The following is a 15459-nucleotide window of genomic DNA, read 5'->3' as shown; positions in this document are numbered from 1 at the left end:
AGACCTTGTATAAGGTCCAGAGCAACTGCTTAGCGTGGCACTGAAGAACTTAGGGCACGACCGCCGGCCTTCGCTCCTTGATTGCCTTTCTCGATTTACAGTCCCGGCGATTCGATTTATCGAAGCCTGGAACAGACTTTGCTCTCGTGAGGGAATCCGGATGCGTAAAATGACGCCTGTCCTGCCCGCCGTCGCCACTATTCTCGTCTTTCTTCCACTGGTTCTTCGCGCGGACAATCGTACCTATACGCTCTCGGGAGGAACTTTCGTCGCTGGAACCGCGGTGGGCCAGACTATTGCGGTCAAGGGTGCTCCTCTCTCATCAAGCGGAGCAGTCCTTGCGTTTTCTTGTCCAATTACGACGTATGGAGCGGGTACTTATCAAGTGAACTGGACCTGCCAGGGTGGGGCCATATCGATCGTTACCCAAGACAAATCTCTTTCCTTTACGGGGCAGTTCGTTTCGGGCTCGATGGAATTGACTGCAACCGGTGGAGGCCGAGGCAGCCGTCTCACCGAGTCCTACAGGTTTGCCGGAGAGTTCAGCGGAATCGTGACGGCAAACGGTGTAACGCAGAGATCCTACGGCTCTGTAGAGCAGTTGGTGCAATCAGGCTCGATTGTTGGTCTGGCCGGTGCTCCGGTCACCAGCGGCAGCTTTGGTTGGAACTCTGCCTACAGCCCTCTTTTGGTCGGAGACAACACCAAGGGGCGCGTCGTGGCAAGCGACAACATTACGGGGGCGAATCTAACGGCCTATGGAAGCATGGGGCGGGCCACCGGCCAGTTTACGGCCATCTCCGGGATTGCCGAGGATCCCAGTGGACGCATATATATCCTCGATTCCGTGGTAGACAGGGTTGTACGGATAGATGATCTCACCGGCAAGAACTGGGTCGAGATTGGCGGCTATGGGATCGGAGCAGATCATTTCAACGCTCCGTCAGGATTGGCTGTCGACGCTGCAGGCAAGATCTGGGTGGCGGACTCCGGTAATAACCGCATCGTCCGCTTTGACGACATGCTGGGAACAAATTGGACGTCGTTCGGCAGCGCCGGCAGCGGCAAGAATCAATTCATAAATCCAATCGACATTGCCCTCGACGCTCAGGGGATGATTTATGTAGCCGATGCAGGGAATAATCGCGTTGTTCGGTTCAGCGATCTCAAGGGTACAAACTGGGCCAGTCTTTCCGAGGTATTGAGCGGAACCACCGCCTACCTGCTGACTACTCCCAAGGCCGTCGCCGTCGGTCCTGGAGGCAATGTCTACATTGCGCTCGGTGGAACCAGTCCTTCTCTGATTGAAACGTCCTTTCCTTCGCGTGCTGGTTCAACCATAAGTACGTGGAGTAATCCCATCACTTCGATCAGCCTGGACAGGGCCGGAACCATCTACGTTGCGGGAGAGTTCACTCCGGGGCTGGCACAGATCAACGATGCGGCGGCAACCGGCTACTTCGGTTCTGCACTAGGCGGCGCGGTTCCGCGGTCGGGACCTGTGTATGCCCGGCCTTCAACAACTCCGCCGCCTGCAGCGCCACTATTTTCTGCGTCTGCGCTTAATTTCGGAAACCGCAACGTCGGCGAACCGAGCGCCCCATACGTGCTGGGTCTCGCCAACCTGGGTGCCACTGCGTTGACAATCGATTCCATTTCGGCAAGTGCAGATTTCCCACTGGCCAAGAATTGCCCCGCCAGTTTGGCGGGAGGCGCCTCGTGCCCCGTCGCTGTCCAGTTTGATCCAAAAGCCACCGGCCCGCGGCCGAGCGAACTGGTGCTGACTTCGAGTGGTGTACATCCCTCATTGGACGTCGCTCTGAGCGGAGTTGGAACAACGCCCACGGCGGTTGTTCTGCCGGCATCGCTGCTTTTCATCTCACAGCAGCTCGGAAGTAGCAGCGGAGCATCCGAAGTAACCCTGTCGAATACAGGATCGGGGCCGCTCACCATCACCTCGATTGCAGTAAGCGGCCAGTTCGCAGAGACCAACAACTGCGGAAAAACCCTGACGGCGGGGGGTGGGTGCACAATCAATGTGAGCTTCAAGCCCACAACAGTGGGCGCCGATGCCGGCCTGTTGACGATCTCCGATGACGCGGTTTCTACAGGTGCGCATCAGGTGATAAGTCTATCTGGGACCGGAATTGGAGGGCCGCCGTCCGTTGGCCTGTCGCCGGAGAGTCTGCAATTTCCCGATCAGGAAATTGGAACCACGAGCGTTAAGCAGGTCATTACTCTCACGAACGTGTCCACGGCCGCGTTGACCCTTGGCAAGCCCACCTTCCCGACCGAATTCAAGGTTACAAGCACCTGTGGAGCGACGCTGGCCAAAGGAGCAAGCTGCGCGTTCAGCGTGTCCTTCGCACCTCAGGTTACAGGCGCGATTGCCGGAGCGCTCACCCTGCCTATCGCTGGGCAGCCCACTCTTTCAATCACTCTGTCCGGAACCGGAAGCTCTGCAGGTAAAGGGGCTGTGCTGAAGTTCACCCCATCTGCAGTCAACTTTGGTCCGGTCGCCGTTGGAGAGGATGTTTCGCAGACAGTCACAGTCACGAACACCTCTGGTCTGCCTACCGCGATTCAATCGAGCGCACTTACCGCTACGGGCGGGTTGACGCTGACGCACAATACCTGCCCTGCGATACTCGCCGGGTTGGGGAGCTGCAGCGTCACCATCCAATTTGTGCCGAGCAGCGTTGCTCTCTCCTTCAGCGGGACGTTCACGGTCATTGAAGGGAGTGGCGCTAAGATTGTGGCCACGATTACGGGGCAATCTGTAGTCAACGGCAATTGAGCACTTTGGCCGCTTGAAAGGAGTCGCAACTGCCAGAAGGAAAAGTCGTCGCCGCCTTCTTTGCGCTGGCGCAAATCAAATTTCTCATCGTTGATCTATAGTCCGCTTGAACTTCGACGGTGAATCATTCTGCATACCATGTTCCGTATTCGATTGTTGTTGTGCGTGGTGCTGCTTGGAGTATTGGCTCATCCTCTTCTGGCCGAGAGCCCCGAGTCCAGCTACAGGAAGGGCGTTCGCGCCGAGGCAAAAAGGAATCTCGATGCGGCCTTTGAAGCGTATAAACAGGCGCATGAAAAGAAGCCGTCCGATCCTAAATACATGGCCGCGTACCTCAGGGTTCGCGCGATTGCCGCGGCGAAGCATGTTGAAGCAGGGGAGGAATTCCGGGACTTCAGCAAGTTGCAGGAAGCGCTCGCGGAGTTTCGGCTTGCGGTTCAAATCGACGGCAGCAACTACGCGGCACAGCAGGATTTGCGTCGAACTGCCGACCAAATTCAGAAGCAAACGGTCGAAAGTGAACAGCCTCCTCGGCAAAAAGCAGAAGCGTCCGCGATTCAGAAAGCCGCGGCCAACGCGGGCGGACCGATCGTCCTGAACTACAATCCTGCCACGCCAATCTCCATGCATCTGATCTCCACTGCGGATGTAATCTACAAGACGATTGGCAAAATCGCGGGTCTCAACGTCTTGATTGATCCCGATTACAAGCCGCAAAAAGTCAACTTCGAATTGAAGGACGTGAGTGTCGGCGAGGCATTGGGAATGATTGCCATGCAATCGAAGACGTTTTGGCAGCCAATGTCGCCGAATACCATCATGGTCTCGCCCGATAATGGAGGCAAGCGCAAAGAGTTTGAACAGAACGTCATGATGACGTTTTATCTGCAGAACGCCGCAACACCGGCTGATTTGCAGCAGGCTGCCGCTACGCTCAAGAGCATTCTCGATATTTCACGTATCCAGACAACGCCTGACCAGAGGTCGCTGACGATTCGCGGTACGCCAGATCAAATGGTGCTTGCACAAAAACTGCTCACAGACATCGACAAGCCCAAAGCTGAAGTGATGATTGAGGTCGCAGTCCTTGAAGTCAGCCGCGACAAAATCCGTACCATCGGCATAAACCCACCGACCAGCGTTTCGGCTACTCTTGTGCCGGGCGGCACAAACTCGACGACCGGAACCGGAACCTCCAGCGGCTCGGGCTTCACGCTGAATTCTCTCGCCGCTATTACTGCCAATAATGTGCAGATATCGATCCCCGGAGCGTCGCTTTCGTTTCTCATGTCCGACAGCAACACCAAGGTTATCCAAAAGCCGCAGATAAGAGCGATGGACAGTGAAAAGGCTACACTGAAGATAGGCGATCGCATTCCGATTGCCACTGGATCGTACCAGAGCGGCGTAAGTAACGGCGTAAATACGCAGTTTCAATACATCGATGTCGGCGTCAATATCGATATCACTCCATACGTGCACGGAAACAACGACGTCACCCTCAAGATGGCGCTGGAGATTTCTTCTGTAACCGGAGAAGAGACGATTGATGGCGTCACCGAGCCAACCATCGGCCAACGGCGTATTGAGCATCAGGCACGCCTGGCGGATGGCGAGGTCAACCTTATCGGAGGTATTCTCGAGGATACTGAGAGCAAGTCTCTCAGTGGCTACCCGTGGCTTACAAAAATTCCACTGTTAAAGTACCTCTTCGGTCAGGAAAACAAAGAGAGGCAGCAGAATGAAATCATCTTTGCGATCACTCCCCACATCATTCGGTCGAATGAGATTACCGAGGACAACGTGAAAATGGTAGATGTCGGCACGGCGAACTCTGTGACCTATCGCCCAGGAGACGCAGTCAGCACCACACCCAAGCCGGTTGTGGCTCCGCAAACGCCTGATGGCCGGCCGGCTGTTCCCGCGCAGGCGCCGCCTGCCTTGCATTCCCCAACGTTATAGCACCTTACTCACACAAAGCTGGAGCCCCGCTTTACTGCAGTTTCGGTGTTGAGGACTGCGTTTCGATCATCTGCTTTCGCTTCTCAAACAGCTGTTCCATATTCGTGATCTTGTCTTGCGTCTCCTTGTCAGCCGGAGAGACCGTGCTCGGATCGGGCGGAACCGCAGCGTTCGAATCTGCCGCCGGCGTCGCATTTGGATCGGCAGGCGAAGTATTCGCATTGTTGGCGGGAGTAACGTTGTTGCCAGGCGTATCACCGGCCGCTCCTGCCGGTAATGGCGCACCAGGCTGAGCCACAGGGGCGCTTGCCGCCGCTTCTGGCTTGGCATCCCCAGCGACCACCGGAGCGTCCTGGATAGGCGTGGCAACTGGCGTGGGGTCGGATGTATCGGTTGCACTAATCTGCGAATCGGTTGACGAGGAACCGTCACTTTCTTCCTGGTTGTGCCTTGCATTGCGCCGAGTCTCGAGCCACGCTCTGCGTGCCGGTGTTGACGCAAGCGCAGGAGTACCCATGGAATCTTTATCGTCTACTCGGGCAGTTAAGAGAACAGCTTGAATCTTGCTTGAATCAGAGCTTGAGAGCTGGATGACGTAGTCCAGATCGGTTGAACTCAGCAGCGACTGCAAGACTTGATTGACCGGTCCGGGGCCGAGGTCGGCAAACATGCGAGTTGAAGATGCTCCCGGCGGCAGATCGATCGCGGCTCCTATACATCCGTGGATAGCAGCGAAGACGCTGGACATGGTTGAGTTATCGGCAACGATGGTGAGCTGGCCGCCGGTGCAGGTCACCTTAGGCGGCGTCGCCGGCATCTCTGCCGGCAGCCGTTGCGTGGTCGCAGATGACGGCTTGACGACCGTATCTCCGGCGGGATCGGTTGGCGGAGTCGAGGTCTGGGTCTGCGCATATGCGGATCCGAGAGCAAGTGCGAAGGCGCCAGTCGAAGAGAGCAGCAAAAAAAATCTCCTGCAAGACATTTGCACCTCAACTATTCTGACTATCGTTCAGCGCTTGAAGAAATAAACAAGATGCTGCTAGTCGCCTCCACCTGAAAGCACCAGCTCTGGACTCTGTCGATTATCAGGGGAGTTACCGGCGAAATCCAGCGGCTTCTTCGGAAGGAGTTTGTTCTTCCACACTTCGTAAATCGCAGGGTAAACGATCAGTTCGAGAACAAACGATGTGAAGATGCCACCCACCATTGGCGCAGCAATCCGCTTCATCACATCGGAGCCGGGACCGATCGACCACAGGATTGGGAGGAGCCCTATACAAGTGGTCGCAAAGGTCATGAACTTGGGCCGCAGACGCCTGGCTGCGCCATTTCTGATGGCAGTATGCAGTTCTTCAACCGAGTTGAGCCGGCCAAGTCGCTTTGCGTCGTCATAAGCGAGATCAAGATACAGGAGCATAAACACCCCTGTCTCCGCGTCAATGCTCAAAAGCCCGATAATCCCCACCCATACCGCGATACTCAGGTTGTAATGAAGAAGAGATAAAAACCATATCGCCCCGATTGCAGAGAATGGAACCGCCAGCATGACGATTGCGGTCTTGATCATCGATCGCGTGCTGAGATATATCAGTAAAAGTATGACGCCAATTGTCAACGGGACGGCTAGCTTCAGTCTTTTAGAGACACGCTGCATGGCATCAAATTGACCACTCCAGGAGAGGTTATAAGTGGGCGGAATATTGACCTTCTGGTGCAGTATCCCGTTAGCTTCCGCGATGTAACTGCCAGGATCACGGCCATCCAGATCGATGTAGACGTAACCAGTTAGAAGACCGTTCTCGTCCCGGATCATGGCAGGTCCAGTAGCAAACCGGATGGTCGCCAACTCTTGTATCGGAACCGGATGCTTGCTGTCGCCCATCACGAGGATCTTGCCTATAGCGTCCAGAGAGTCGCGATAGTCCCGCATGTATCGGACACTGACGGGATAGCGTTCCGGTCCGTTGACCACAGTCGTAACACGATCTCCGCCAATCGCATTGGTGATGAACTGCTGTGCCTGCTCTAGACTGATCCCATATCGAGAGAGTTCGTCTCGCTTCCAGTTCACGTCCACGAAATGACCTTGATTGGTGCTCTCTGCAAAAACTCCACGTGTTCCTGGCACGGATGGTAGAACCGACTCTACCTGGGCGCCGATTGTTTCGATCGTCGCGAGACTGGGGCCGGTGATTTTTAATCCGACAGGGGTTCGAATCCCACTTGTCAGCATGTCGATACGCCCCTTGATGGGCATGGTCCATGCGTTGCTCATGCCGGGCACTTTCAAGGCTGCATCCATCTCACGCAATAGTTCTTCCGACGAGATTGTGTCTGGCGTGAAGTGACGCAAAAAGGGCCTGATCCCCTCAGGCGCCCACGAAGAATACCAGTTATCGATGCGACGCCACTGACTGCGTGGCTTGAGAATGATCAGAGTTTCAAGCATAGAGAGAGGCGCGGGGTCCGTGGAGGTTTCTACTCGTCCTGATTTACCAAGCACCTGTTCCACCTCAGGGAAGCTTGCCAGGATCTTATCCGTGGCTTGCAACACGCGTTCCGCCTGGGTTATTGAGATGCCGGGAGCTCCTGTCGGCATATATAGGAGAGTGCCTTCATCCATGGGTGGAATGAACTCGGAGCCGAGGGACAGATACGCGGGAATCGTAGCTAGCACAAGGAGGAGAGCAGCACCGAAGACAAACCATTTCCAGCGGAGTGTCCAGCGAACCGCCGGGTCATAGATCATTATGAGGAAAGTACTAATCGGATTGCGCTCTTCCGGCCAGATGCGGCCCACGAGAAATGAATTCGTAAATCCGCGGAACCAGGAAGGGCCTCCCTGCCGACGCCTAATATTGGTCAAGAAGAGCCGTAACGCCGGGTCGAGAGTTACAGCCAGGATAGCGGCCGCGACCATGGCCATTGTCTTGGCATACGCAAGAGGTTTGAACATCTTGCCTTCCTCTGCCTCCAGCAACAGCACGGGAAGGAATGATACTGCAATCACCAGCAGAGCGAAGAAGGTAGGGCCGGCCACTTCCTTGACGGCCGAAAGCACGATATCAGCCTGTCGGCCAGGCGCCCCCGCTCGCTCCCACTGTTCAAGCCTCTTATGGGTCTGCTCGACAACCACGATGGATGCATCAATGAGTTCGCCGAATGCAATCGCTATCCCGGCAAGGGACATGACATTGATGCTGATGCCCATCATCCTGAGCGGGATGAACGAAACGAGGATGGCTACCGGCATTGTGACGATGGGAATGACGGCGCTCGGAAAGTGCCACAAGAAGATAAGGATGATAAGCACAACCGTGACGATAATCTGGATGATCGTGTAGGTAGCGTTGTCGACCGTTTCGTGGATCAACTTGGATCGATCATAGACGGGGACTACCTTGACGCCTGGTGGCGTACTAGCCGCAACCTCGGCCAGTCTGGCCTTGACGCCATCGATCACTTGCAGAGCGTTCTCTCCGTTCCGCATGATCACTATGCCGGAGACGACATCGCCTTGCCCGTTCAAGTCAGAAATGCCGCGACGCATGTCGGGGCCAAAACTGACGTTGCCAAGGTCCTTGACGCGCACTGGCACTCCATCGCTGGGCGTGGCCACAACGATATTCGCAAAATCATCCAGTGACTTTGCGTATCCGCGGCCACGGATCATGTATTCTGTGCCGCCCAACTCGAGCACTCTTCCTGAAGATTCGGTATTTCCTTCGCGGACTGCATTCACCACGCGCGACAAGGGAAGTCCATAGGCTTCCAGGCGGTTCGGATCAACGTTGACCTGATACTGACGGGCGAATCCACCAATCGATGCCACCTCCGCGACTCCTGGAACCGACTGAAGGTGGTAGCGGAGATACCAGTCCTGGTACGAGCGCAATTCCGTAAGGCTATGATGCTTCGTCGTATCGACGAGCGCGTATTGAAAGACCCAGCCGAGACTACTGGCGTCCGAGCCTATTTCTGTGACGACTCCGTCGGGCAGGTTAGTGCGGATGGAAGACAGATATTCAAGTGTTCGAGAGCGTGCCCAATAGAGGTCCGTGTCATTGTCGAAGATTACGTAAACGAACGAATACCCAAAGTCCGTGATCCCACGGACCGTCTTCACGTGCGGGGTGCCGAGCATCGTGGTAACGATGGGGTATGTCACTTGACTCTCGATCATCTCGGGGCTTCGTTCCCAGCGCGAGTAGATAATCACCTGGGTTGGACCGAGGTCTGGGATCGCGTCGAGGCGCATTTTGGTCATGGACCAATACCCAGCGAAACACGCAATTGCAGTTGCAAGGAAGACGACATACTTATGACGTACTGAGAGGTCGATCAGGCGTTCGATCATGGATGGGTCTCTACGTGAGGCGTCCCAAGCGCCATCTCGCTGGGTTTACTGGATGGGCCGGTCTTATCCGAAGTCGTGGCCGCTTCCAGCCTGCTTTCCGAGTCAATCAGGAACGTGCCCTCCGATGCAATCAATTCGCCTTCATTCAGGCCCTTCACGATCTCAATGCGATCATCGAAGCGAAGGCCGGTCTGAACTTCGCGGGGAGTGAAATACCCCGCCGGCGCCTCAACAAAGACTCGCTTCGATACGCCGGAGTCGAGGATGGCGGCGGCCGGGACGCTTAGCCCTGTGGGTGCCGCTGTGACCAGTTCGACGCTGACTAGCATCTCTGGTCGCAGTTTGAAATTTGGATTGTCGGCCTCGAACCTTACCTTCAGACTATGCGATACGGGATCCACCTCAGGGAGAACGCTTGAGACGCGAGCCTTGAACTCCTCGTTCGTGTCTGCCAGCGTGACACGAATACTCGCTCCAGCATGAAACGCATCTGCATCGACGCCAAATATCTCGGCAACGACCCAGACATGACGTAGATCAGCAATCGTGTAGAGATCTGTGTTTCTTTCAAAGCGCAGGCCAGGAGAGATGTTCCGGGAGAGAATAAAACCATCCACTGGGGAAACAACGTACACGTCCTCAGGAATCTTCCGCGAAATGCCGATCTCTTCAATTTGCGTATCGCTCATTCCAAGATTGCGTAAGCGATCTGCGCGCGCCTGTGCACTTGCGGAGTTTTGGGCCGACGCGTTGGCGTCCTTACCCGATGCAGTGGGCGACCGTTCATTGGCGGAGAGGTAGCCGCCAGAGACAGAAAGAAACTCCGGCGAATAGACGACCGCGAGGCGCTGGTTCTGCGTAATGTGAGTTCCAACCGCATCTGACGTCGTGGTCTTGACATAGCCGTCGGTGCCAAGATTGATTCGAAACACCCGCGTCTCGTCTGCGACGACCTTCCCAAAACCTCGTATCGTTCGTACACCCTGGGTCCTTTGCACCTTCGTTACCTGAATTCCGTAAAGCCCCTGGGTCACCCCATTGATGTGAATCGATTGCCTGGCGTCTCGAACTTCGAATGCAGTAGAAGCGTGTGAGGCGTCGGAGTAAACCGGTACAAGGTCCATGCCGCAGTCCGGAGCGACACCTGGTTTGGACGAGCGGTACGACGGGTGCATCGGGTCAACGTAATAGAGGATCTCACGGGCGGACGCTGTTCTGGAAGGAGAGCGGAAGCGTCCAGCGAAGAATCCCACGGCGATGGCCGCGAGCAACAGAGCAATGAGAACCGGACTTTTCACAAGACCCTTCACCTCACTTGCGAATTGAACGCCGGGCAGCGATCTCTTCGAGTGATTCACGTCGCTTCAGGGGTGGCCAGATGGGACCTGCGCGGCGAATACAGGACAATCCGCTGACCCTGTTTTAGGCCCGGTCAAGAGCCAACCCTCACTTAGCACAAGTGCAACCGATCATCTTGAAGGATTCTGGGGCTGTCTTTGATCTAGCGCAAAGTGCGCGGCGGATGGCGCTGGTAATCGTCTTAACATTGATTTTGTGAGTCTGATGTCTGAAGTCTAAGCCTTTTCCTCTGAGGGATCAGAACGGCATTCAAGCATGTATTGATCTTCAGAGAGAATACTTTTGACATCGAATGAAACGAATGCTAGCCTTCGGTCGGATCATCCGGTACCCCCTAACCGCAGATCGACCACGGCTTTCGAGAATCTGACCCGGTAGCCACAGAGTTACCGGGCATGGTTTCGAGAGCGGTAACTCTTGTGTCAGTATCCCAATTGTTATTCCTTCCCGATCTGAGGTTTAACCGGACCCTCTGCGCCGCCTATTGATCGGGCATCAGCGCTCGCCGTGCCTGGAGACGAGACTGATGACCAGGTTCTTTTGGTTCAGGGCGGGGGCGTGCAAGTGGCCACAGATCCATGTTTCACACATGAAAGTTCAGAACGAATTTTTGCACCTTACGTGCATCTGAACCGGCGATTAAATTTGATGCACAGTTCCGCAATATGCGCAGGCATGTCTGACGCAGAGACGGTGGAATTGGCCGCACTGGCGCGGACCAAGTGTTTTGATCGCCGGGACAGCCTCTTCGAACAAGGTCAACCGGTGAGGCAGATCGTTCTCATTGAATCCGGAAGCGTCAAGCTCACACAACTCAGTCACGGCGGCAGCGAAGTCATTCTTTGGCTGCACGGGGTAGGTGAAGCTGTTGGACTCACCGGGAGCGTCTCAGGCAGTCTGCACACGTGCTCCGCCCGCGCTGTCCTGACGACCCGAGTCATGATGTGGGATTGGTCTACTCTGGAGCGGGGATTCCCTGCGGCTGTCAAGATCAAACGCAATCTAGGAAGAATCCTGTCTGAGAGACTTGGTGAACTGGAGGAACGATTTCGCGAGGTCGCGACGGAAAGAGTCTCGCGTCGTGTCGCCCTTGCGTTACTAAGGATCGGAAAGCAGGTCGGGCAAGCCAGAAGCAGCGGCGTCGAGGTGTTCTTATCGCGAGAAGAACTCGCGCAGCTTACGGGTACAACCCTCTTCACGATCAGCAGACTGATGTCGAAGTGGAGCGAAATGGAAATCGTCACACCGCGTAGAGAAGCAGTCGTCATATTGAACGTCGACCTCCTTGCGAAGATCAGTGAGGACGGAGACTAACGGAAGTCAGCCTTCATAGGATTTCTATTCTGTCGGTGAACCAATGGCAGAAAGTGAGGGCGCGCATCCAGTTGAGACATCGATTCCCTCTATCGCGACATAGATATTGAAGAACGCCTGCGCTCTCCTGCGAGCAATGCAGCCCTTAGCCTTTTGTCTGTTCGGAATAACGCGGCACATCTTGATCAAGCTATTTGCAACCGGCCGTTGTGACCGAGCCGAGGTGGCCTTTTTGAATTGGCGATTTACAGCGGTCTAAGTCAAGCGCAAACAAAACATGACGTTCTTTGCGCTTGAGCAAAGCAGCATATCGATCCCGTGTCAATACTCCTTGCCAGCAACAAAACACACGCCAACGAGAACTGACCGCGTGCCTGGTGCGAAGGAGAGTGCATGTCGAAGAGAAACGTGTGGACCTTTCTGATTGTGTGCGGACTCACGCTGTATACGTCACAATCCGCAATCTCACAGTCCTTTCGGGTGCAATGCCCGACCAGCACAATCACACATCCGAATGCTGCGAACAATAATTCTGAGCCGGCGTTCACCGGGCCTACGACGATGACACTCGGTGGTGGTGGATTTCTAACTCCAATGGCCAACGTTAATGGGGCAATCAAGTGCCAGCAGATCTCGGGCGGCGATGGTTTCGCCACTATGGCAGACGGTACGCAGACTTTCATGTTCTCGTTTGGACCGCTGTCGGGACTCGCTGATATTGCAGCAGGACAGCCGGGTTCTGAATATCCAAATGTTTTCAATACGGTGTTCCCGGGCACATTGCAGCCAGGCGATCCGGCAACCACTGATGGTGCGGCTCCCACTACGCTTGGCAACTTTACTTATAACGGTGCAGTGGGACTCGCGCCTGACCTTGACGCGGAGAACGACAATGGGTGCAAAGCCCCTTGCCTCGATGGCCATGTCGACCCCCGGCAGATCATGGATGTAGGCGTAATGAACGGGAACATTCCCGCTCCGCTGATGGCCATGGACGAGGATGATGAGTTCTTTCTCACGCTGAGCAATGTCGGCATGATCATGAGGCCAGACTTGTTCGAACAGCACACGGTACATTTCCACGGATATCCAAACGCATCCTCCTTCTACGACGGCGTGCCAGATGCCTCCGTCGCCATCAATATCGGCGGTAGCTTTACCTATTACTACCTTGCGCCGGACGCTGGTACTTATTTCTGGCACTGCCATATCACCCCACCGGAACACCTGCAGATGGGCATGGTGGGCCAGATATTCGTGCGTCCACGGCAAAATCGTGTGCCCTCCTCAACCCATCTTTACGCTGCTCTGCAGGCACAACAACAGGACCTTCGCACAGCATGCAATCCCAATTCAGACATTCTATGCAGCAATCCGCTTCCCCAAAAGGGCGATAACGGCGTAACTGGTGGATTCACGGGCGGCACGGCAACCAAGAAGTTTGCTTACAACGACGGAGATGGTTCTACGTACTACGACGTTGAGTATCCAATTCAGATTCACGGGTTCGACCCGAACTTCCACTTTGTGGGCATGACCTTCAATCCCGAAGCATTCGTGGATATGAAGGACAAGTATTTCCTTCTGAATGGGCGAAGCTATCCAGATACAGTCACACCCGGCCCGATGCAAACCGAGACATCCGATGGCAGAAGCCATTTCTCGCAGCCGCTGCCTTCAATCATCAATATCGCCGCCGGTCAGAAGGCCCTCCTGCGTATATCCGACCTGGACGTAACGGAATATCAGACTCTCGCTTCGTTGGGGATTCCGATGCAGGTGATCGGATATAACGCTAAACTGCTACGCGACCAGGCCGGCAACAACATGTACTACAACACGAACTCGATTACCCTCGCCGGCGGTGAGTCGCTCGACGTGATTCTCGATGCGAGCAACACGTCCCTCTACCCGCCCGGCAGTGTTTTCTACCTCTACACTCCGCAACTCGACCATCTTTCGAACGACGCCGAGAACTTTGGCGGTCTCATGACCGAGGTTCACATCAATTAGGAGGGCAGCAATGAGGCTCATGCACAGGATACGAGAGTTCATCAAGGTGAGTATGCCGACAGCTGCGGGATGCGTGGTGTTGGTTGGGTCGGGGATATCTCACGCTGCGGCTCCGGGTATCACTGGTCCGACATTCAATCTGGTGGCGCAGACCGCTTACCTCAATCAACCGGACGGATCGTCGGTGTATTCGTGGGGCTATGGATGCAACGGTGCACCGACTGGCTTTGCACCTGCTGCAATCACAACGGCGACTTGTCCGTCGATGCAGATTCCTGGCCCTACTCTGATCGTCACGGAAGGCCAGGCCGTTTCGGTGACACTGACCAACAACCTTCCGACACCGGCGGGTAATACTTCGATCCTGTTTCCTGGATTTCAGGTAAGCGCCACGGGCGGCGTATCTGGTCTGCTTGCTCAAGAGGCAGTGCCGGGCGGATCGGTCACCTACACATTTACGGCTTCATCGCCAGGAACGCGGGCCTACTATAGCGGAACGCAAAGCGATCTGCAGGTTGAGATGGGCATGTATGGGGCGGTGATCGTACTTCCTGCGCATGTTCCGGCCGCGTGCGACGCAGGCGTTCATGCGGCGAACAGAGGAGCTGCCGCCACTCACAACGAGTTGGATTTCCGGCTGGCGCACGCGGCCTACGACCATGACAAAACATGCTATGACCGCGAATATCTCTTTCAATTTTCCGAGATGGACCCCAACATTCATAACACAGCATTGGCCCAGGTTACGGCGAAGGCGGGCTGTACGGCTGGCTCTCCCGGCTGCAGTCTCGAGGTGCCGACCGAGCCTTATCATCCGGCCTTTTTCATGATCAACGGACGTTCGATGCCGGATGACATGGATGGAAACTATGAAGTGGAGTATCCGCATCAACCCTACAACGGAAATCCGCATGTGCATCCCGGCGAACAACTTCTGTTGCGCATCATTGGACAAGGGAGATGGCAACATCCATTTCACGAGCACGCCAATCATGTTCGCATTCTTGCGCGTGATGGAAACCTGATCCTAAGTCAGACCGATCCAGAGAGTCTGGCCGGCCCGGCTCTTTTCACTACCACCACAACGCCCGGTCTGGCTATGGATGGAATCTTCTACTACACCGGTCGCGGATTGAACTGGGATATGTATGCACATACTCCCAGAACGGACCGTCCCGATCCGGACGTCGTCGCAGCCAACCAGGACCCGCCATGTTACCCCGATGCCAATGGTTACAACACCGGATACGATCCAACCTCTGGCGCGCTCACCCATCAAGAAGTTTGGTCGGCAGTCAACTACTACGAATGGTGTGCGGATCACAATAAGCCGCTTGAAGTGGCGCCTTTCGGAGACGTAGCAAGCGGTGGTCCCGTTACGCTGCCTGACCCAAACATTCTTACCAATGGTAACTGGTTTGGTGGCAGTCCATATCTGGGTCCAGACGCGACGAGCCGCGCGACCGGACCGAACAGTGCCTTTCAACCTGCGAATACCCAGGCCAACCCCTCCAATGAGCGCGGTTTCGCGTTCATGTGGCACTCGCACAACGAACGAGAGATCACCACCAACAATGTCTTCCCAGGCGGAATGATGATGATGCTGCTCGTCGATTCCCGCGAATTTGTTATCGACGAATCCAACTAGCAAGAGGAG

General features: G+C 55.4%; 8 protein-coding genes. 5 read left to right on the top strand and 3 right to left on the bottom strand.

All coding sequences use genetic code 11. The features are described 5' to 3' along the window. The first annotated feature begins 169 nt into the window (after window positions 1–169). Both OHL23_RS26550 and OHL23_RS26545 read left to right on the top strand, forming a co-directional pair. Window positions 170–2797 carry a choice-of-anchor D domain-containing protein gene (locus OHL23_RS26550; protein ID WP_263355077.1) on the top strand — a complete coding sequence of 876 codons (2628 nt, stop codon included), beginning with the start codon at window positions 170–172 and terminating at the stop codon, window positions 2795–2797. A 183-nt stretch (window positions 2798–2980) separates the two neighbouring features. Beyond that, complete coding sequence (locus tag OHL23_RS26545; protein WP_263355076.1) at window positions 2981–4759, top strand: hypothetical protein; 1779 nt, start codon at window positions 2981–2983, stop codon at window positions 4757–4759. Window positions 4760–4790: 31 nt separating this feature from the next. On the opposite strand, the gene OHL23_RS26540 is transcribed toward OHL23_RS26545, so the two are convergent. From OHL23_RS26540 to OHL23_RS26530, 3 genes are all read right to left on the bottom strand, one after another. Beyond that, a complete protein-coding gene (locus OHL23_RS26540; RefSeq protein ID WP_263355075.1) occupies window positions 4791–5720 on the bottom strand; it encodes a hypothetical protein in 930 nt (309 codons plus the stop codon). 78 nt (window positions 5721–5798) lie between these two features. Continuing rightward, window positions 5799–9116 carry an efflux RND transporter permease subunit gene (locus tag OHL23_RS26535; protein ID WP_263355074.1) on the bottom strand — a complete coding sequence of 1106 codons (3318 nt, stop codon included), beginning with the start codon at window positions 9114–9116 and terminating at the stop codon, window positions 5799–5801. Beyond that, window positions 9113–10414, bottom strand: a complete 1302-nt coding sequence (locus OHL23_RS26530) for an efflux RND transporter periplasmic adaptor subunit (protein WP_263355073.1) — start codon at window positions 10412–10414, stop codon at window positions 9113–9115. The genes OHL23_RS26535 and OHL23_RS26530 overlap by 4 nt, the downstream gene beginning before the upstream one ends. Before the next feature lie 736 nt (window positions 10415–11150). Here OHL23_RS26530 and OHL23_RS26525 point away from each other — a divergent pair. From OHL23_RS26525 to OHL23_RS26515, 3 genes are all read left to right on the top strand, one after another. Then, entirely contained in the window at window positions 11151–11789 is a 639-nt protein-coding gene (locus OHL23_RS26525; RefSeq protein WP_263355072.1) for a Crp/Fnr family transcriptional regulator, read from the top strand. Window positions 11790–12182: 393 nt separating this feature from the next. Beyond that, entirely contained in the window at window positions 12183–13802 is a 1620-nt protein-coding gene (locus OHL23_RS26520; protein ID WP_263355071.1) for a multicopper oxidase domain-containing protein, read from the top strand. A 10-nt stretch (window positions 13803–13812) separates the two neighbouring features. Next, the gene (locus OHL23_RS26515) at window positions 13813–15450 is read left to right on the top strand and encodes a multicopper oxidase family protein (RefSeq protein WP_263355070.1); all 1638 of its coding nucleotides are present in this window, start codon (window positions 13813–13815) and stop codon (window positions 15448–15450) included. Window positions 15451–15459 lie beyond the last annotated feature (9 nt).

It is taken from the genome of Acidicapsa acidisoli (assembly GCF_025685625.1).
GTDB classification, from domain to species: domain Bacteria; phylum Acidobacteriota; class Terriglobia; order Terriglobales; family Acidobacteriaceae; genus Acidicapsa; species Acidicapsa acidisoli.
The sequence above is the reverse complement of the archived record's forward strand: the minus strand, read 5'-3'. Positions and strand labels throughout refer to the sequence as shown.